Genomic DNA, 17,842 nt, shown 5'->3' on the forward strand with positions numbered 1-17,842 from the left:
CGCAAAATTAGAACAATAAGGAACCGCAATGGGTTGGTACTCGATCATTCCACCGCTAATTGCTATTGCCATCGTCTTTTGGAAAAAAGAAGTCATTATGGCTCTTCTTTTCGCAGTGCTTAGTGCGGAAGCTTTACTTCTTTTCGGTGCGGCGGATGGCTCAGTGTGGCTTAGCCCTATCAACAGCGTTGAGCGAGTTATTGAGATCATAAACAGTCCCGGCAACTCCCGCATTTTATTATTTAGTGTTCTTATTGGCGCCCTTTTAGCCTATATCCGCGACTCCGGTGGCGTTGCAGCAACGGTTAATTTTTTGGTTAATCGCGGCATTGCCAAAGGCCGTAAGCAAGTCGGCAGTTTGACTTTTTTTACTGGTGTGGCGGTGTTTATTGAGTCTAATTTGAGCGTGCTCACGTCCGGCATTCTAGCGCGCGGTTTGTTCGATAAATTCAAAATGAGCCGAGCGCGCTTGGCCTATATTATCGATAGTACCTGTGCGCCGATTTGCATTCTTATTTTACTCAATGGCTGGGGCGCTTTCGTGTTGGGCTTACTGAGTAACTACGAGCTCAGTATGTCACCGGCTGAAATTCTATGGGGCAGCGTACCACTTAATTTCTATGCGCTATTCACCTTAGGCATCGTGCTCTACACCATTCTTGCTGACAAAGTACACGGCCCAATGAAAGAAGAAGAGGCTGTTCTGTCAAGTACTGATACGGAATTGCAAACAGCGCCAGCCACTAAAGTGCGCTTTATGTTAGTCCCGCTGTTAGTGATGGTGGGCACTATGCCGCTGTTCATGCTGTGGACTGGCGACGGAGTATTGTCTCAGGGCAGCGGCAGTAAATCAGTACTCTACGCCACAATGTTAGGTTGTATTGCCGCGTATTTACTTCTGCTCGTGCACCGCCGCTTTACGCATCAAGAATTGGTAAAAACCGGTTTCAAAGGTATGGGGGAACTACTACCTTTAGTGACGATTTTGTTGCTCTCACTGACACTTGGAGCAAGCCTAAAAGCCTTAGGTACCGGTGTATTTGTCGCCAGTATAGTGGGAGAATATCTACCGCTAGTGTTGATTGTTCCGCTATTGTTTTTGGCCGGTGCAGTTATGTCGTTTACTACGGGAACCAGTTGGGGCACATTTGCTATATTAGTGCCTATTGGTGTTCCGCTGATTCAGACCTTTGGCTTGCCGCCACAGCTCGTATTAGCGGCAATTCTAGGTGGTGGTATTTTTGGTGATCACTGCTCACCCATATCGGATTCAACAGCAGTATCGTCGATTGCTGCTGGCTGTGATTTACTCACCCACGTGAAGACCCAACTGCCCTACGCACTGGTTGCCGGCGGCTTGAGCTTAGTGGCATTTACCATTGCCAGTGCGGTAATGATATAGTTGGGTTTAGTGCGCAAAGAGCTGGTCGATATTGGCAAACGCTTTAAATTCTAAGGCATTGCCGCAAGGGTCGAGCAAGAACATTGTAGCTTGCTCACCGGTTTGCCCGCGGAAACGAATATAGGGCTCAATCACGAATTCTACGTCGTTGTCACGCAAGCGATTCGCAAGCGCGTGCCAGTCAGACATGCTTAGCACTACACCAAAATGCGGTACCGGCACAGCTTTACTGTCGACCGAGTTGTGGCCGCCAATCGCTGGCATTTGCTCAACTTTGTGGGTAACCAATTGATGCCCGAAGAAATTCCAATCAATCCAATGATCACTGTGTCTACCTTGTGAACAGCCTAACAATTTACCGTAAAACTGGCGACTCGCCTGTAAATCCAAAACCGGAATGGCTAGATGAAAAGGTGCAAGGGACTGTTCGGGCTTATTCATGGCACATATTCGCTACTGTAAGAATTTTAAGAACTTCAGTTTCGACGCATTAAACGGTGCGTAGCGCACGTCTAGGTCAAACATAAAGCTGCGTTTCATTACTGATTTTAAATGACTGAATGTATCGAATCCCCACTTACCGTGATAACTGCCCATGCCAGAGTGACCGACACCGCCAAAGGGTAGCTCTGAGTTAACCATAAACATAAACCCATCATTCACACAGACACTACCGGCGCTGGTCTCACGTAAGAGCTTTTGTTCAAGACCGCTATTCTTTGTAAAGATATACATTGCTAATGGTTTAGGACGTGAATTAACCAACTGGATCCCTGCATCCATGCTTTTAACCGTAATAATCGGTAATATGGGCCCAAAGATCTCTTCTTGCATCACTGCTGAATCTAGCGCTGGATTAAGCACTATCGTTGGCTCAATAAACTTTTCTTCTAGCTTCACCCGGCCACCATGTACAACCGGTTGCTCTTCGAGATAACTGGCTAAACGCTGCGTATGACGCTCATTCACAATACGCCCGTAATCCTTTGATTGGCTCACATCTTCACCATATTGTTTGGCTAGCTTTGTTTTAATAGCAGCAATTAACTCTTGCTCAAAGCCTTCCTCAACCAGAATGTAATCAGGGGCAACACAGGTTTGTCCAGCATTCATCCACTTGGCCCATACTATGCGTTCTGCCGTAACCGCTAGGTTGGTATTGCGGTCAACAAAACACGGGCTCTTACCACCCAGCTCCAAAGTAACAGGGGTTAAATGTTCTGCTGCGGCACGCATGACGATTTTGCCAACTATTTCACCGCCGGTATAAAAGCTATGGGCAAAAGGTTGCTTTAACACTTGCGTGGTTTCGTCTTTACCGCCTTCAACAACAGTAAACGCCCGATTATCAAGGTACTGCGGGAGTAATTTCGCAATTAGGGCTGAGGTCGCTTCCGATAACTCAGAAGGTTTAAGCATAGCGCAATTCCCTGCAGAAATAGCAGCAATTAACGGTGCGATAACCAGTTGGAATGGATAGTTCCAAGCACCGATGATCAAGACGGTACCGAGCGGTTCAGGTTGCAAGTAACTTTTACCCGGTTGCGCCAATAAAGGTGAAGAAACCTTTCTGGGCTTCATCCATTTTTTTAGGTGTTTAAGGGTATGTTTAACTTCGGCTTTAATGTACCCGATCTCGGATATCCAACTTTCCATTTCGCATTTGCCTAAGTCTGTTTGCAAAGCCTGGCGAATATCGAGCTCGTGCTCAGTCACCATTTTATCAATTTGCTTAAGCTGTTGTACTCGCCACTGATAGTCTTTGGTGACACCACTTTCATAGTAGCTTTGCAGCTTGGTAAAAGCCTCGTCGATCCAAGCAAACTCAGTGCTTTTTACGTGGCCGGAGATATGCGAAATAGAAGCTGTCATCGTCAGTCGTCCCAAAGAAGTTTTTTGCATTATTACATAGGCATTACGCCAATAGTAAACATTGAGATTAGCGGTAATTTTTTCAAGCTATAAAAAAAGCCAGTGTCTACTGGCTTTTTTAGGAGTAATTAGGGAGTGTGGCCCTTGGCGACTCAGGCGTCGTATGGGTGACGCATCACCATTGTATGGTTGCGATCAGGTCCAGTAGAAATAATATCCATCGGCACACCCGTCAGCTCTTCTAAGCGTTTGATATAGTTTTTCGCCGCTTCTGGTAACGAATCGAAATCAGTTAGACCGAATGTCTCTTCGCTCCAACCGGGCATTGATTCGTAAACTGGCGTTACTAGCTCGTAGCCATCTGCTGCCATTGGCGGGATGTCAGATACATTGCCATCGGCATCTTTATAACCTACACAGATTTGTAACTCTTCTAGGCCATCGAGTACATCGAGTTTGGTTAAGCAGAAACCGGTAATTGAATTGATTTGCACCGCGCGCTTCATCGCAACCGCGTCAAACCAACCCGTACGACGTTTACGACCGGTAGTAGCACCAAATTCATGGCCTTTAACACCTAAATGTTGACCGACCTCGCACTCTAACTCAGTCGGGAACGGGCCGGAACCCACACGCGTGGTATAAGCTTTAACGATACCTAACACGTAATCGAGGTTGAGCGGACCGAAACCAGCACCTGTTGCAACGCCACCAACGGTTGTGTTTGATGACGTTACGTAAGGATAAGTGCCGTGATCGATATCAAGCAATGTACCTTGCGCGCCTTCAAACATAATGGCATCACCGCGTTGACGCGCTTTATCAAGCAAGTCAGTGACATCAACAACCATGGCTTTGAATAAATCAGCAACTGCCATCGCGTCCTTGTAGACCGTATCAAAATCAACAGCTTCTGCTTTGTAATACTCAGTTAGCATGAAGTTGTGATAAGCAAGGACTTCTTTTAACTTTGCCGCAAAATCTTCAGCGTTAAACAAATCACCCACGCGCAAGCCACGACGCGATACTTTGTCTTCGTAGGCTGGGCCAATACCGCGACCTGTAGTACCGATAGCTTTGCTGCCACGCGCTTTCTCACGCGCCTGATCTAACGCAATGTGATAAGGCAAAATAAGCGGACACGCTTCACTGATCACTAAACGCTCTTTCACTGGAACGCCGCGCTCTTCGAGCATCTTCATTTCAGTCAACAACGCTTCTGGACTTAGAACAACCCCGTTACCAATTACGCAGGTCACGTTATCGCGTAACACACCTGAAGGGATCAAGTGCAGAACTGTCTTCTCACCGTCAATTACCAATGTGTGACCAGCGTTGTGACCACCTTGATAACGAACTACATATTTTGCGCGATCGGTGAGTAAATCAACGACCTTACCTTTGCCCTCATCACCCCATTGGGTGCCGAGCACGACTACATTTTTTGCCATGGAACTTTACTATCGAAAAAATAGGCGGGGATTCTAACAAAAAACGGCGCGCCTGTTGACCTTTTTTCGAGCAAAAAATAGATAGTTGCACACCTATGTTCAATGACAATGAACACCGCCCGTGTAAACCTGTTGTTATATGGGCAAAAACCAGGGTTTATTATGCTGAGCAAACACATTTGTATTGCGGTATTTTCGCAGCGCGACTTGTTAGTTTCTGATTTTTGTACCAATACTTAAGACAACGTAATTCATGGATGGGCTCTTATGGCTCCGCGCTTGCCACTGTACAAGAAACTGTCGATTTTGATTCGTCTTGAGCCCGGTTGCCTAGGCCCGGAGGGAAAAGACTACATTGAAGCATTTTGTACTCATGCCAAACCTGAACTAAAACGCTTCCACGGTGGGATTATTCGCTGGAAGATAGAACCCCGTTATGACAAATCACTGCCAGAAATCGAGTATCAACTGAATAAGACGCCAGCTTCACATAACGATGTTAAAACTTTTTTCTCAGAATTTGATATTGCATTTAGCGATTTTGAAGAGCAGCTTGATGAGCGCTTGGCAGAGCTGATTGAACACTATTTTGAGCGTATATAAGCACTCTTAAACACAAACTGAAGGCCCCAAAAAGGGGCCAGAAGTAAACGTCTATAGTAGGATGAAAAAGCTGAACTATACAGTGAGTCAGCTCTTTCATTCATCCCGTTAAATCAGTGATTTTTTACGTCTAAGAATTAAACCGCCCATCGTTAGTAATACAATCGCTATTGTAGAAGGCTCTGATACTTCAGAAAAATAAGCATTGTTAGCTATGTTTAAAACATCATTAGATTCAAGGGCACTATCAAAAATGTACACTTCATCGATTGCACCAATGAAGTTAGACGTTGTTCCACTCAATCTGGCACCAATATGCACCCAACTATTTGCCGGGTCGATAATATTCCCAGTAATAGCATTAGAGGAGAAAACGACCTGACCTAACTCATTGAACACTTTCGATGAGGCACCATCAAAAGTCACTGCGAAAAATTGCCATGCATTAGCCGTTACACTTAAACCTGTGTTTACCCAAAACCAACCGCCTGGCGCGTCAGTTTCAATTGCGTATTGAAAGGTCCCGTTTCTAACGGCCATTTCGTAACTAGACTCATTATTAAAAATCATTCGTTCGCTAGAAAGGACTGTGGGGTTTATCCAAGCTGACATTGTAAGCCCTGAAGATACCGGTAACGTTGGCGCTATGTAGACCGAATCGCCGACGCCATCAAAAGAAAAAGCACTTCCGTAAACGCCAGACACGAAAGAAGTATCTCCATTCAAAGTCCCATCATTGGATCCCGTATAATCTTGTGCGTCGCCATTGGCGTCCCAATATCCTATCAATGAAGCTTGCGCATGAGTACCAACAAAAATCATCAATACAGCGATGGTTTTAACTAACGATTTCATTCTCTTTACTACCTTACGAGTTAACTACGGCAAAAGCTAAGCAAATTCCATACCTCTCATATTTTTCAATGGCTTACAAAACACTTTAATAAAGAGTGTAAATTTTTTCGACACGTCTGAGTAACTGTAATTCGAATACAGAAACATTAAGATAACCTCTTACATTAATTTTGTGAGGACGACTTCCCAACCATTAAGGGATTCGAAATAAATTTAGACGGTTGATTCCCTGGCCATTGTGCGAAGAATGCGTCCCAATGATACTGAGTGCCTTGAAATAAGTAAGCTGGCTCAAACCACCCAGAAATACCAAGTTGACGGCCTTAAGGCGCGGGAGAGGCTCTTTCAAATCAAAAAGAACAAACTCACTGCGCCGGTGATCACCAAAACCCCGCCAATTTGTTGAAGCTGTCCGGGTGCTTGTGAGCTCATCTGTTGCATATAGTTTTGCCATCTGCGTGGAAATAGCATGGGGCCAATGCCTTCGATAATGGCAACGATTGAACAGGCGATCAGGAACGTTTGCCAACTCATGAAGCAACCTCCGACAAACAAGATAAATCATATTCAGACGGGTTGTGATACAAAGCAAAACCAAAGCGCAATCGGTTAGCGCGGTAGTCGGTAAGCACCCCGTGTTCGCGTAAATGGTCATGCAATATTTGTGCGTCGGCGGGAGATGGCAACTCAAAAGTTAAAAAATGTCCGTGACTAGCTAAATCTTCTACCAATAGACACGATTTATTCAGTAGTGGATGGTTCAAGCTTTCTAGATGTGCCAGAAAAGCACGCTGACATTGTTTTATAAAGTCATCAATCTGCACCACGGTTAGTTTCATGTCAGCAAATTGTTGTAGCACTGCGCGTAAGCGATAAATAGCACTAAAATCCATCGTTGCACCGGCGAAGCGCATCCCGTTTTTGCTGTACTGCACAGTGCCAGCCTTGGCGGCGCTGAGCTCGCCAAACTCGGCATACCAGCCTGTATATATTGGTCGAAGATCACAATTGCGAGGTACTACAGCAAAACATGCACCTTCACCTCCTTGAGCGTATTTGTAACTTCCAGACAAATAGAAAATGCGCTCTTGAACTGCACTTAAGTCAGTAGGTTTTGCCATAAAGCCGTGATACCCATCCATCACTATGATGGTGTTTGGATCCTCCACCGCCGCTACAATCCGATTGTAGTCGCCACAACTTGTACCCGAATTGAAGAACACCTGGCTAAAGAACACCATGTCGTAGCTATCTTGCTCAATAGAAGCGGCAAAACGTTCAGCAAATGTCTGGCTTGGCAAACTGGCAATTCGCGTAACCTCGACCTGCCCGACTTCTTCCATGCGCTTAATTTGGCGAGAGAAACTGTGAAATTCACTATCGGTGGTCAGTACCCGGATAGGCCGCTGTAACTCAAAACAGCTAAAGATTCGGTACAGTAATTCATGTGTATTGGGTGCGAATACAATTTGTTCTGGTGTATCGACGTTGAGCGTTTGGGCGATAAGGTTTTGAACTTGCGGTACACAATCAGAAAAAAAGTATTGCCATTTCTCATCTACCCATTGGGCACTGTCATCCCAATATTGAATTTGCGCATCGCGGGTAACATCTGGCCAGAAATAATGGCTGTGGCAAGCAAAGTGCTGCTTTCCCTGATTCGCAGCTAAAAAGCGTGAAAATAGCTGTTGGTACATAGGCAGTCGGGTACTCCAATACTGATATAATGAATCCTCTTGAGTGGGATCCTTTTCAGTGAGTGTAGCACGACCGATTTAGCCGCTCCTAAAAACGGGCATTAGAAAAATTAAAGCTAGCTGGACGGCGAACTTTCCAGCGCCAAATTTAAGCTAAAGCAAGTCCCCTTGCCGACTTCACTCGTTACTGATAATTCACTATTCAATAATTGCGTGAGCTTCTTGCAAATCGCCAAACCTAAACCGGCGTGGATCTTACTATCTTTGCACTGGTTGGATGCTTGATAGCGCGCATCAAAAATAAATGCGAGCTCATTCTGACTGATGCCATTACCGGTATCTTTGATTTCAACTCGTACGGTATTGTCATTCTGAATAACTGCAAGTGTTATGGTACCACCTGAGTCAGTGTGCCTAATTGCGTTATCTATAAGGTTGGTAAGTACTCGCTCAAGCTTACCTATATCCGTGTTTACAAAAACGTCCTGTTGTCCAAATTCGATGTTCATAGTGAGAGACTTCGCTTCGATTTGCATCGCAAACTTTGCCGATACGTCATGGATTAACTCGCCTAATGAAAATGACTCACGGCTCATGGTTACCTGACCAGCCTCTAAGTATGCGAGCTCAAAAATTTGATCAATTAGGTGCTTCAAGTTGCGGGCATTTTTTAGGGAGATATCAACAAACCGCTTGCGCTCATCGCTGGATAAGGTGTCATTATGAATATCTAAGGTCTCAATATAGCCCTGTAAATTGGCCAACGGTGTGCGCAAATCGTGCGATAAGTCGGCCAATAAAATACGGCGCTGAATGTCGGTTTGCTGCAAACGCTCAAACTGGGTATCGATATGTTCCAGCATGTCATTAAACGCACAACCGAGGCGGTGTACTTCATTGTGACTTTCGCGTTTCCACAGTTTGCGTGCTTGCTGCATGACGCTTTTATCAAAGTCTGCAGCTCGGACCCTGTCCATATCATCACTCAAGATCTTCATCGGTCGGGTAAAGTTTTTGAATAACACCAGCAGCGCTACTAATAAGAAAATCAGTGCCGCCACTGCAAATAGTCCAAATTGCTGCATTGCTGATGAGCGGTTAAGGCCAGCAATAATTGAATCAAAGACCTGCCCGCCGATAATCACGTAGATATAACCCTGCAAACCTTGTGAGTTGTATACTGGCGCGACTGAAAATATTTTTTCTCCACCCGCATCACGAGGATCCTGACCAACGAGTGGCAGCGCGGCAGAGCCGTCAAGCATTTCCAATATAGGCTCAAGTTCGACTTGGTCGCGAGCAAGAGGACCAAACTCAGACGAATAGGTCAGTACTTTGCCGTTGGGATCTAGGTAATAAAACTCAAAGTTAGGCCCCATTACCATTAACGTATGGAAGAGGTTTTTTAATGCTTCATAGTCATAAACCCCCGTTTGCAATAACGGGTTATCTTGAACCAAATGTTCGGCAAGGTTTAGGTGTAATCGCTGTTCAGCCTCATTTTGCGTCACCCTCTGCAAGTGCACACTGGCCGCAAAAAAGATACTCAGCACCATAGAAAACACCACCACCAGCGATATCGCTAGGCGCTGGTAAAAACACAGTTTAAGTCCAAACACTAAGCCATCACTCCCTGTGGATTAAACTTGTAACCCACGCCCCAAACTGTTTGAACAACGGTTGGATTGGTGGCATCACGCTCAATTTTGGCGCGCAAGCGATTAATGTGAGAGTTAACCGTGTGCTCGTAACCAGAGTGATGATACCCCCACACCGATTCTAATAACTGGCTGCGCGAAAAGACTTGATTGGGATGCTTGGCTAAGTAGAGGAGTAACTCAAACTCAGTCGCGGTTAATTCGAGTGCATGATTGTCTAGTTCGACTATGTGTTTATTTGTATCGATGGTAAGACTGCCAATTTGCAGTATCGCTGTATCAATCGCTGGCGAGTTTCGGATTTTTGCCAGCATTCGCACTTTACGCAGCTGGGCGCGCACCCGAGCTTGCAACTCCCGAACTGAAAATGGCTTAGTCATGTAATCGTCGGCACCAAGCTCGAGGCCCAATACCCGATCCATTTCAGAGTTTTTCGCGGTCAGCATAACAATGGCTTGTTCGGGCTTTTTAGCACGAACTTCACGACAAATATCTAGCCCGCTGACTTGCGGTAACATCACGTCTAACAACACTAAGTCGTATTGAATGTCTAGAGCGAGTGACAATCCTTTGTCACCCGTTGCCGCATGTTCGATCGTCACCCCTAATTCGCTTAAATTCACTCTGATCAGATCAGCGATATCAAGATCATCTTCAACGACTAAGACTCGAGCGTTCATGCTTATTCCTTCCTTTACTCGGTTCGCGTAATCGTGATGCGAACGACAGGGTTATCAATCTTGTGCAAAACCGTCAGAACTGAACTGCCTAGACCGTCATCACCGGTCACGACACCGGGATGTAAAGCGACAAAGTCAGCATCATCCCGAACAGCGTTGAAACCTTCACCGCCATCGGCAGGTCCTGGCATTGTGCCGGCCGCTTCGGAATTGGCTTCAGTGCCTGCATCGTAAGCGCGTGTTACGGTTGTCCAACTGTCACCGACCGCAAGATCAGCAAGGCTCCAAGCATTAAGACCGGTGAAAGCGTCATTTGTATTCACTAGCATGGTAGTGATTGAAATGTTCGCCATTTCATTGTCTTGAATAGTGATAGAGATAGTCTCACTACCGCCCGGTCCAATTGGTGCTGCGCCCGACGCTTCAGCAAGTACTACTGACAAAGCGCGAAGCTCTGCGGTATCACCACCTTCAGCCATTTGCTCAAGGGCAACAGAGGCTGATTCACCGATGGTCCAAAGGTTACCTTCATCGTGCAGTACAACAGCAACGGGTGACAGCGGTTGTGCATTGGTCAAATTGGTTACCGTGACGTCATAGCTCACATCAACCGGGGGGGGCGGTGGTGGAGCTGGAGGTACTGGCGGCGTTGGCAAGTCATCACTGTCACTGCCACAGGCAGTCAACGTGGCTACTAGACCGGCAATGGCCAATAGTCGCAATGACTGTTGACGATTTGGAATATAGATGCCCATAGTGCTCTCCTTAGTTTACCGTCACAGTCACTTTGGCAACCGGATTCAACCAGCGGTGAACAGTGTTGCTCACATCACTTGCGCCATCAGTTGCAGAGTCGTCACCGATATTGCCTGGGTGGATGTGCACTGTGTCATTAATAATTTCAGTCGTAACCCCTGAGCCATTAGTACCTAGTAGTGGATCAAGTGGCGGTGGCACTGGCATACCTGGCATGCCCGGCATTCCGCTACCACGCAATTCGTCGTTCGCTTCAGTGCCGGCATCATAGGCGTTGAGATAAACGGTATAAGTGCCCGCTTCAGTTGGAATGGTCCAGTTGTCTAAACCGACGAAGCCATCGTTTGAAGGTAAGATCATGGCTACAACTGAAAGCACGGTATTAGTGTCAGCCGTCATCATTGTTGCAGTAGTCGTTTGACCAGGGCCCAGTAAGCCACTGGCTGGGTTAGCCACTGCGTCTGCACTGATTGATGTACCGATAGCCGCTAAACCTTCTAGGCTACCGCCTTCCGCCATCATTTGAATTTCCATTGACGCTTGCTCGCCTACTTCAAATAAGCTCGCATCGGGTGTATGTGCCGCTAGTAGAATTGGCGTGAAGTAAATACCCTGAGTTAGGTTTTGTACTTCAATTGAGAGATCAGCAGCTGAGGCAACAGGGGCAAATCCTGTAATGACTGCTGCCGCAATAAGTGAACGAACGTTTTTCATTGGTTTTCCTCGTTAGGTTAAGTAATTGCTGAACAAGGAAAAGTGTGGCGAGAAATTATCCCAAAAGTATCACAAAAGCATGACAGTTTAGTATCGATTGACTCACGGGGGGAATCCAGCCGTCATTGCCGTGGAAGCCGGAATGACGGTCGGAGTACGGGGATGACGATTACACAATCCCCAATGCAGTGCCTATGCGTGGTAGCCATAGGATCATAGATGCGGCGACAACACCGATCACGGTAATTACACAACCCAAGGTCATCGCACCAAATACTACCCATTGCCGCTTGGCACTCGATTGCTGCTTAGCCCAAAAATACAGCTCGGCTAGAAACATCGGTAATAAATAACAGGCAAATGATATGGCGATGTCCGAGGGACCATCCATGGTGCGGTTGTTGCCATAGCCTTGGGTAGTTAAAAACCAGCCCATCAAAAACAAACGCAATGTCCACACTGCGTTGACTAAGAAGAAAGCATGCACAGCAAAACGCATGTGTTGGGCAAACTTCTTTTCCACCGCAAATCGCCAAGCGTAATAAATAGCGACGACAATCAAAACGCCGTTAATTGAAATGCCTATGGCACCAATATCACTTAGACGCGTGCCTCTGAGCCAGGTTAGATACAATCCGGTAAGCGCCCCAGCTAATCCCATAACAAAGAATATGCGCCCATTGATGCGATGAACGCGAGGAAATCTAGCGCGAAGTGCCGGGATCAATTGCAGCATTCCACAAGCACTTAAAATCGCGGCACCAAATACATGGATTAGCAACATGCTATTCCCTGAAAAATCTCCCGGCACATAACCGGTAATATGCGGCGACATATTCATGTCTTCTGGTGTTCCCATATACACCGGAATGGCATAACGAAAGCCAATGTAGATTGCGAACAAAAGTTGACCAACGAGTGCCGTGGCAAACCAAACCTTAACACTCATATCCAATGCTCGATTGGCAGTAAGCGCATGTAACAACATATGTAAACCTCGTCTAGAACTCTATGTGGTGAGGCTTAGGATCCCTTTAAAAATGGGCTATTTCGCGCCGAATTCGAAATTCGGCGCATAAAAGTAAAGACACAATCAGAAACATTTGTATTTTGTTTACAGTGGCAGAGCCTTGCTAGGATGTGAGTGAAATCTGGAGAGACTGTTATGGGACTAACTGAAAGCTATTCGTTCTTACTGTGCGTTAGCCTGAGCTTAATGCTGGGCCAACTCCTAGTGCGTAACAAACAATTGGTCCATATTTTATTTGCCATTTTTTGCGGCTCTATGTCGATGATGTCAGCACAAAAGTTAAGCGTAGAGCCATTAGGTAATTTTCATTATTTGATTGGCATGGGTGCCTGCGTAACCTGCAATGGCTCTTGGCTATTAGCGCGCGCTATGTTTAGAGGAGAAAAACCATTTACGCGCGTGCATATTTTTGTTGCAGGCTTGATCGCGCTATTACTTATTTCTCGGCAAGGAATTTCGTTTTACCTTGCTAATTATGATGTGTTCACTACAACGCTTTTATCAGCGAAGGAAGTTATTCAAGAAAGCATAATGCTACTTTCCTCAACCATTTTGGCGCTGACATTTTGGGAAGGCTGTCGGGGATGGACATCTGCGACACAAGCGGAAAAAATTCACCGCGGGTTCTTTATTGCTACCTTTGCCTCAGCGGTCGGCAGTGTTATGTTTATTGCACCAGTATTGCCGGAAAACCTATTCGGTAACGATAACCATACGGTATTTTCTTTCTATGCAGCTTTCTTCATGTTGGTCATAACCCAACTACTGATTGCATTTCGTCCCAGCGCAAAAAAGCGAGTAACACAACCCGCCATTAGCAATGAAGAAGATAAAACACTGGCTGATGAGTTGAAAAACTACTTAGTCGAACAAAAGCAGTTTCTTCAAACCAACCTCAAAGTCGCAGATGTTGCGCAAGCGCTTGGTGTTTCCGAGTATCGTATCAGCCGAGTTTTGACTCATCATTTCGATGCCAAGAACTTTAATCAATTCGTCAATCAATATCGGGTTGCACACGCAAAATCACTGTTGTGCGATAACGATAAATCCCATTGGTCGGTGTTAGTAGTCGGTCTAGAAAGTGGTTTTGCGTCAGTTGGGCCGTTCACCCGCTCGTTTAAGGAAGCGGTTGGATGCACACCTGGGCAGTTTCGCAAATCGCTACACTAATCCGATGTGAAATTAATACAACAAGCTATAAATCTTGCGGCGATAACTAGACTTTAATGGATCACCATCTGGCAATGCATTAACCATGTCGAGGAATAGCTTTTTGGCATCGCCAAAATTCAAATCGCGTTTTAATACGTTAAATAACAAATCCAGTGCTTCTTCGTATTTATTCGCTTGTTGGAGCTGCACTGATAACTGCACCTGTAACTCCATATCGTCAGGTTGCTGCGCCAGTTTTTCTTGCAGTGCTTTTATCTCAGGTGATTCGGCGGCTTGTTCGGCGAGTTCAATCTTCCCTTGTAGCGCACCAAAGCGACCATCCTGATCTACCAATCCAATAGTGGCAAGAATCTCCTTCGCCTGCTCAATGTAGCCTTGCTCAATAAAGCAATCACTCATCATTAACTTTGCATCTAGATTGTCTGGGTTGATCTCAAAAGCCTGCTTGATGATCGGGAAAGCACGCGCATAATCACTTGCAGCAATCAACTGTGCGCCTTGTTCAAGCAATCCTTCTTCGGGTGATGGTAAGTGCTTTGCCAACATTTCACGGATCTGACTCTCAGGTTGCACACCTGCAAATCCATCCACCGGTTGACCACCTTTTACCAACATCACTGTAGGTAAATTGCGAACTCCAAATTGACCGGCAATCTCTTGCTGCTTGTCGCAGTCAACCGTAGCTAAAATCACACTGTCGGCGTACTCATGTGCCAATTTTTGTAAGATTGGCATTAAATCTTTGCATGGCTCACACCATTCAGCCCAAAAATCGACAATGACTAAACGGTCTTGCGATTGCTGCACAACGACTTGTTGAAAGTTTTCTAAACTAAGTTCGACGATATTCGTACTGATGTTATCCATTGAAATGCGGTCACCTGTTTGTAATGATGGCTATAATATGCGGCGTCTGGAACGAATATCAAGCCATTAACACAGGTTCAGAGGCACAAATCATCGCTCGCCAGCAGAGGTATTATCGATGTCTACAGTAAAACAGCAGGGGTTTGAATCATTCGCTGAGTTCTATCCTTATTATCTTCAAGAGCATCAAGATCCGCGTTGTCGGCTATTACACTTTGTTGGCTCTTGGTTGGTGCTTGGTGTAATCGCCGCCGCCGTTTTAACAAGCAATTGGATGTTGTTGTGGCTGATGCCGATTATTGGTTATGGCTTTGCTTGGGTAGGACACTTCTTTTATGAGCACAACAAACCCGCCACATTTAAGTACCCGTTTTACAGCTTGATGGGTGACTGGGTAATGTTTAAAGATATTTTGGTTGGCAAAGTGTCGTTAAAATAGCGTATCAAACAGCTATAAAAAAGCCCGCTTCAGCGGGCTTTTTCAATTTGTATTTTTACTGCGGCATTAATTGTAATAACTTGCCGTTGGGTTCATCTGTCAACAAGTAAATGAAGCCATCGTTACCCACGATAACGTCGCGAATTCGCTCCTCGCGATCACGTAATAACTCATGCTCCGCAACAACTTTATTGTTTTCATCTAGTTCAATACGGCGTAGGTGGTCAAATTTTAATGAGCCTATTAGGAGGTTTCCTTGCCAAGCTGCAAATGCGTCACCTTCGTAGAAATCCATACCACTTGGCGCAATTGACGGATCCCAATAAGTCAGAGGTTGTTCCATGCCCGCTTTTTCAGTGATATCAGACACTGGTGTATCGTTGTAATTCACCCCATAAGTGATCACCGGCCAGCCATAATTAGCTGCCTTCTTAACGATATTCACTTCATCGCCACCTTTAGGGCCATGCTCGTGAGTCCACACTGCCCCCGTTTCTGGATGAACGGTCATACCTTGCACATTGCGGTGTCCGTATGAGAATACTTCTGGCGCCGCCCCATCTACAAATGGATTATCTGTCGGAACACTACCGTCGGTATTAATTCGCACCACAGTCCCGATGTGATTATCGGTATTTTGCGCTTCTTCACGCTGTGAGCCGCGATCGCCTAAACTCACAAACAAGTGGCCTGCGTCATCAATTACAACACGACAACCAAAGTGGAAACCGATATCAATGCGCGGGCCCGCAGTGAAAATAACGTCAACATCTGTTAGCGCATTACCACTTAAAGTGGCACGTGCGACGGTGCTGGTTGAGCCCCCCTCACCCGGACTGGAATAGCAAAAATAAATAGTATTGTTATCGGCAAAATTGGGATCGGCAGTGATACCCAAAAGACCTCCTTGGTTTTGTGCCACAACCTCTGGCACCCCCAAAATAGGGGCACTTAATGTGCCTGCGCTGAAGCGACGCATGGTTCCAGGACGCTCGTTGATGATGAAGTCGCCGTTGGGTAATTGCACCATTCCCCATGGATGCACAAGACCTTCAGCGAGCTCGTTAACCTTTACACCAGCGCCGCCGTGGTTGTGCGCAAGAACTGCGGTACTAAACAAAGCGAATGACGTGGCCGCTAACCACTTTGAAGTTTTCATGATGGGTTCCTTAAACTTAAATTTTATTATGCTTGGGTCGCGCGCAGCATCCAGGCAGTTTTTTCATGTACACGCATACGATCTGAGACCAGAGCGGCTGTAGATTCATCGTCGGCATCTTGTGCGACGCTTAAGACTTCACGGCAGGTCTTCACCACTTGCTCATGACCTTTAGTTAACAAGGTGATCATAGTTGCCGCGTCAGGTACACCTTCAACTTCTTCAATTGAACTCAGTTCGGCAAAAGCTTTATAGGTGCCAGGCGCGGCAACATCCAATGTGCGAATACGCTCAGCGATTTCGTCCACTGCTACCGCTAATTCGGTGTAATGCTCTTCAAACATTAAGTGCAATTCGCGAAACTGCAGGCCAGTGACATTCCAGTGAAAATTATGGGTTTGCAAATACAAGGTATAAGAATCTGCTAATAGGCGCTTCAGGCCTTCAGCAATTTCCAGACGATTAGACTCATTGATTCCAATGTCTATTTGGTGCATGAGTTGCTCTCCTGTTACCAGTGATTAATAAGCAAAAGTCGAGCTAATCTTAGCCTAGTTTCGATAAAACTAGTGACTAGCTCGACTCTAAAGATTGCAGCTTTAACGTATAAAAGCGCGTTTTGGTTTGCTTAACGTTTAATGATTGTGGTGGACCTCATCATCACTTTTCTCAGGTTGCTCCACATAAACAGTAACGTCCAAGTCTTCCGCTTGGGCAAAGTGCAACGTGAGTGGAAACTCCTGCCCTAATTCCAATGGTCCCGTTAGGCCAAGCAGCATTATGTGTTTTCCCGACGGGGCAAAGTCGACCTTGGCAGCGGGCTCTACAACAAGGCCTTGCTCCATATGACGCATACGCATGATATCACCGTCCATCAGTACATCGTGTAACTGAGCTTCTCGAGCTATGGTGGTGGGAACACTAACGCCGGTGACAGTATCAGCCGATTCGGTCACGTTGGTTAAGGATAGATAGACTGCTCCAGTAGTCGCCATTGCAAATGTCGGTCTCGCCCATGGATGATCGACTTCAAAACTGTCATGGCGATAGTCGTGCGCATTAACTGGAATCACACAAAACAACACTAGTAGCAATATTAAAATGCGGGCCATAAATTTAACCTCTTGATCGACTCAAATAATATGAAAAAAATCCTTACACAACGAGAAGCTACTGCGCATCTACAAACGAAGTTTATATCCAGCTATGCACAGTGATTGCCCCTGAGTATCCTTATCGCGACTCGCCAAAAGACTTATTGCGCAAATACAACATTATAAATAACAATGTGAAATTACTACCCTAAAGATAGAAATTGTTAAATCTTGGGTGAAACTAGTGTCGACTGCCGGAATCGAACTGCTGCTCTTACAAAGGCTACTGATTTATCAGTAGGGTGTCAGTTCGTGGGGTGTTGATACAACTGGTGGTCGTTGCGTTTCTTTCGGTGTGGATAAATGGTGCCGACTGCCGGAATCGAACTGCC

18 protein-coding genes and 1 pseudogene are annotated in these 17,842 nt (G+C 45.8%); 4 read left to right on the plus strand and 15 right to left on the minus strand.

What is annotated here, in order from left to right; genetic code table 11:
• Window positions 1-28 precede the first annotated feature (28 nt).
• Entirely contained in the window at window positions 29-1,402 is a 1,374-nt protein-coding gene (locus tag QTP81_RS13110; protein WP_289366127.1) for a Na+/H+ antiporter NhaC family protein, read from the plus strand.
• Between the two features lie 6 nt (window positions 1,403-1,408).
• Here QTP81_RS13110 and QTP81_RS13115 read toward each other — a convergent pair whose 3' ends face one another.
• From QTP81_RS13115 to QTP81_RS13125, 3 genes are all read right to left on the minus strand, one after another.
• Window positions 1,409-1,843, minus strand: coding sequence for a VOC family protein (locus tag QTP81_RS13115; protein ID WP_289366129.1), 435 nt, complete (start codon window positions 1,841-1,843; stop codon window positions 1,409-1,411).
• A 12-nt stretch (window positions 1,844-1,855) separates the two neighbouring features.
• On the minus strand, window positions 1,856-3,274 hold the full coding sequence (locus QTP81_RS13120) for an aldehyde dehydrogenase family protein (RefSeq protein ID WP_289366131.1): 1,419 nt from the start codon (window positions 3,272-3,274) through the stop codon (window positions 1,856-1,858).
• Window positions 3,275-3,426: 152 nt separating this feature from the next.
• The gene (locus QTP81_RS13125; protein ID WP_289366133.1) at window positions 3,427-4,725 is read right to left on the minus strand and encodes an adenylosuccinate synthase; all 1,299 of its coding nucleotides are present in this window, start codon (window positions 4,723-4,725) and stop codon (window positions 3,427-3,429) included.
• Between the two features lie 267 nt (window positions 4,726-4,992).
• Between QTP81_RS13125 and QTP81_RS13130 the strand changes: the two genes are divergently transcribed.
• Entirely contained in the window at window positions 4,993-5,328 is a 336-nt protein-coding gene (locus QTP81_RS13130; protein ID WP_289366135.1) for a hypothetical protein, read from the plus strand.
• 108 nt (window positions 5,329-5,436) lie between these two features.
• Here QTP81_RS13130 and QTP81_RS13135 read toward each other — a convergent pair whose 3' ends face one another.
• From QTP81_RS13135 to QTP81_RS13170, 8 genes are all read right to left on the minus strand, one after another.
• On the minus strand, window positions 5,437-6,183 hold the full coding sequence (locus tag QTP81_RS13135) for a LamG-like jellyroll fold domain-containing protein (RefSeq protein ID WP_289366136.1): 747 nt from the start codon (window positions 6,181-6,183) through the stop codon (window positions 5,437-5,439).
• A gap of 345 nt (window positions 6,184-6,528) precedes the next feature.
• Complete coding sequence (locus QTP81_RS13140; RefSeq protein WP_289366138.1) at window positions 6,529-6,717, minus strand: DUF2065 domain-containing protein; 189 nt, start codon at window positions 6,715-6,717, stop codon at window positions 6,529-6,531.
• Window positions 6,714-7,880 carry an aminotransferase class V-fold PLP-dependent enzyme gene (locus QTP81_RS13145; protein ID WP_289366140.1) on the minus strand — a complete coding sequence of 389 codons (1,167 nt, stop codon included), beginning with the start codon at window positions 7,878-7,880 and terminating at the stop codon, window positions 6,714-6,716. The genes QTP81_RS13140 and QTP81_RS13145 overlap by 4 nt, the downstream gene beginning before the upstream one ends.
• A gap of 116 nt (window positions 7,881-7,996) precedes the next feature.
• Entirely contained in the window at window positions 7,997-9,499 is a 1,503-nt protein-coding gene (locus QTP81_RS13150; RefSeq protein WP_289366142.1) for a sensor histidine kinase, read from the minus strand.
• A complete protein-coding gene (locus QTP81_RS13155) occupies window positions 9,499-10,218 on the minus strand; it encodes a winged helix-turn-helix domain-containing protein (protein WP_289366145.1) in 720 nt (239 codons plus the stop codon). The genes QTP81_RS13150 and QTP81_RS13155 overlap by 1 nt, the downstream gene beginning before the upstream one ends.
• Before the next feature lie 14 nt (window positions 10,219-10,232).
• Window positions 10,233-10,973: a spondin domain-containing protein gene (locus tag QTP81_RS13160; RefSeq protein WP_289366147.1), complete on the minus strand. Its 741-nt coding sequence runs from the start codon at window positions 10,971-10,973 to the stop codon at window positions 10,233-10,235.
• Window positions 10,974-10,983: 10 nt separating this feature from the next.
• Window positions 10,984-11,688 (minus strand): spondin domain-containing protein, encoded by a 705-nt coding sequence (locus tag QTP81_RS13165; RefSeq protein WP_289366149.1) that lies wholly within the window; start codon window positions 11,686-11,688, stop codon window positions 10,984-10,986.
• Between the two features lie 169 nt (window positions 11,689-11,857).
• On the minus strand, window positions 11,858-12,676 hold the full coding sequence (locus QTP81_RS13170) for a DUF2306 domain-containing protein (RefSeq protein ID WP_289366152.1): 819 nt from the start codon (window positions 12,674-12,676) through the stop codon (window positions 11,858-11,860).
• Window positions 12,677-12,853: 177 nt separating this feature from the next.
• Here QTP81_RS13170 and QTP81_RS13175 point away from each other — a divergent pair, with 177 nt between their 5' ends.
• Complete coding sequence (locus tag QTP81_RS13175) at window positions 12,854-13,888, plus strand: helix-turn-helix domain-containing protein (protein ID WP_289366154.1); 1,035 nt, start codon at window positions 12,854-12,856, stop codon at window positions 13,886-13,888.
• A gap of 12 nt (window positions 13,889-13,900) precedes the next feature.
• On the opposite strand, the pseudogene trxA reads toward QTP81_RS13175, so the two are convergent.
• A pseudogene (gene trxA, locus QTP81_RS13180) lies at window positions 13,901-14,776 on the minus strand (thioredoxin); the annotation flags it as partial.
• Between the two features lie 100 nt (window positions 14,777-14,876).
• Between trxA and QTP81_RS13185 the strand changes: the two are divergent.
• Window positions 14,877-15,197 carry an Mpo1-like protein gene (locus QTP81_RS13185; RefSeq protein WP_289366155.1) on the plus strand — a complete coding sequence of 107 codons (321 nt, stop codon included), beginning with the start codon at window positions 14,877-14,879 and terminating at the stop codon, window positions 15,195-15,197.
• A 55-nt stretch (window positions 15,198-15,252) separates the two neighbouring features.
• On the opposite strand, the gene QTP81_RS13190 is transcribed toward QTP81_RS13185, so the two are convergent.
• The 3 genes from QTP81_RS13190 to QTP81_RS13200 all read right to left on the minus strand — a co-directional run bounded on the left by QTP81_RS13190 (window position 15,253) and on the right by QTP81_RS13200 (window position 17,468).
• Window positions 15,253-16,356, minus strand: coding sequence for a PQQ-dependent sugar dehydrogenase (locus QTP81_RS13190; protein WP_289366156.1), 1,104 nt, complete (start codon window positions 16,354-16,356; stop codon window positions 15,253-15,255).
• A 26-nt stretch (window positions 16,357-16,382) separates the two neighbouring features.
• The gene (locus QTP81_RS13195) at window positions 16,383-16,853 is read right to left on the minus strand and encodes a Dps family protein (protein WP_289366157.1); all 471 of its coding nucleotides are present in this window, start codon (window positions 16,851-16,853) and stop codon (window positions 16,383-16,385) included.
• A 138-nt stretch (window positions 16,854-16,991) separates the two neighbouring features.
• Window positions 16,992-17,468, minus strand: a complete 477-nt coding sequence (locus QTP81_RS13200; RefSeq protein ID WP_289366158.1) for a copper chaperone PCu(A)C — start codon at window positions 17,466-17,468, stop codon at window positions 16,992-16,994.
• Between the last annotated feature and the right edge of the window lie 374 nt (window positions 17,469-17,842).

It is taken from the genome of Neoalteromonas arenosi, assembly GCF_030362855.1.
Taxonomy (GTDB): Bacteria; Pseudomonadota; Gammaproteobacteria; order Enterobacterales; family Alteromonadaceae; genus Alteromonas_E; species Alteromonas_E arenosi.